Annotated in this window: 2 protein-coding genes; both read right to left on the bottom strand. The window is 78.9% G+C overall.

The genetic code is table 11. The annotated features are described in order from the left end of the window. A partial coding sequence (locus tag VR44_RS38150; protein WP_245692849.1) for a condensation domain-containing protein occupies window positions 1–1131 on the bottom strand: 1131 nt, incomplete at its 3' end. After that, window positions 1128–1766: SRPBCC family protein (locus tag VR44_RS38145; RefSeq protein ID WP_045952269.1), on the bottom strand; the 639-nt coding region annotated here is incomplete at its 5' end. The genes VR44_RS38145 and VR44_RS38150, both read right to left, overlap by 4 nt.

Here is a 1766-nt window from a genome sequence, read left to right as displayed (position 1 = left end):
GGGCTGGGGCGGGGGGAGGAAGGCGAGGACCGACTCCGTCAGCGGAGCGTACGGGTCGCGGCCCGACCAGCGGTGCACCTCACCGGCCGAGACCCACTCGTACGCCGCGAGGTCCACCGCCCGCGCGGCGAGGGCGGCGAGGAGCTCCGCGAGGGTGCCGGCGGGGCGGACCTCCACGGCCACGGGGAGCGCGCCCAGCAGCGGCCCCGGCAGCCGGTCGGCCCCGTCGAGGGGGATGCCCCGGCCGGACACGGCGGCCGCGAAGGCCACCGGTACCGACTCCGCCGCCCCCTCCGGCCCGCCGTGCGCGCGGTACAGCAGCAGCGCCCACACGGCCTGCAGGGCGGTGCTCTCCGCGGCGCCCCGGGAGGCGGCCCAGGCGCGCAGCCGGGCCGCTTCGACCGGGGTGAGCCGCTGCCGGGTCCGGCCGTGCCCGCGCTGGTGCGTGGGCCGGCCGCGGTCGCCGGCCGGGAGGGTGGCGGAGCCCTCGGGCGGGGCGGCGTCCGCCCAGAACGCGCGGGCGGGGGCCCGGTCGCGGGCGCCGACCCACTGGAGGTGGTCGCGCAGGTCGGGCCGGCGTTCGCCACCCCGGGGGCGGCCGTCGGCGGCGTGGGCGCGGTGGAAGGAGCGGACGAGGTGCTCCGCGCTCGCCGGGTCGAGGAACGCCCGGTGGTAGGTGAGCAGGACCCGGGCCGAGCCCCCCGGCTCCTCCAGCAGGGCGATCCGCAGCGGGTCGGGCCGGGTCAGGTCGAACTCCCGCATCCGCTCGGCGGCGAGCAGGGCCTCCCACTCGACGCCGCCCGCGGGGTGGCGGACGATCAGCGGCCCGGCGGCCGGGTGGACGGCGAAGCCGGGCAGCCGGGTCCCGGGCGCGGCCGGGGCGAGCCCCGTGCGCAGGACCGTCTCCTGGTCGGTGACGGTCTGCCAGGCCCGGGTGAACCGCTCGGCGTCGAACGGCCCGGGCAGCCGCCAGTGCAGCTGCCCGGTGTGCAGGCCGCGGCCCGGGTGGGTGAGACCGTCGAGGAGGACGTCGACCTGGAGCGGCGCGGCGGGGTGGATCCGCGGCCGGGGTGCGGCGAGGGCCCGGGACGCCGGGGCCCGGCGCCGGCCGTCGCCGGGGCGGCCGGTCACCGCCTCGCGCTCAGCGTCGGGACGGCGGTCTCCGCGTGCCGTCGGGCCAGGTGCAGGACGCGGGTACAGGCGCCGCCCAGGGCGCGCCGTACGTGGTCGCGGGCCTGGGCGAGGTCGGCGCCCGGGCCGAGGACCGGCTCGATGTCCTCGGCGCGCAGCAGGACCTGGTGGCTGGCGACGGCGGTGACGCCGGTCTCGTCCGGGTCGACCGACCACTCGCCGGTGTGCGCGGCGAGCAGCCGGGGGGTGCTGGTCCGCTTGTAGACGATCCGGCCGGCGTGCGGGAAGCAGACGCGTACGGACTCGCTGGTGTCGGTGGTGCCGTCGGCGGCCCGGGTGTCCATGGTCAGCAGCTGGACGCCCGTACGGTCCTCGGCCACGTGTGCGCGGGTGACCTCGGGAAGGTGGACGGGCCAGTCCCCGGCCCGGTACAGGAAGTCGTAGACGAGTTCCGGGGGTCCCTGGACGCGCACCGAGTCCTCGAAGGACAGCAGCAGGCCGTCCAGGTCGGACCACTGCTCGGCGGTCCGCTTCAGCTGCTCCAGTTCGGCGTGGCTGTTGGCGTCGGTGGCGTCGGCGAGCCACCGGGCGCCGGCCTCGTCCCCCGCGGCCACCGCGAACCGGTGGTGCAGGGT

The organism is Streptomyces katrae (assembly GCF_000966975.1).
GTDB classification, from domain to species: Bacteria; Actinomycetota; Actinomycetes; order Streptomycetales; family Streptomycetaceae; genus Streptomyces; species Streptomyces katrae.
This window is presented reverse-complemented; position numbering and strand designations above follow the sequence as displayed.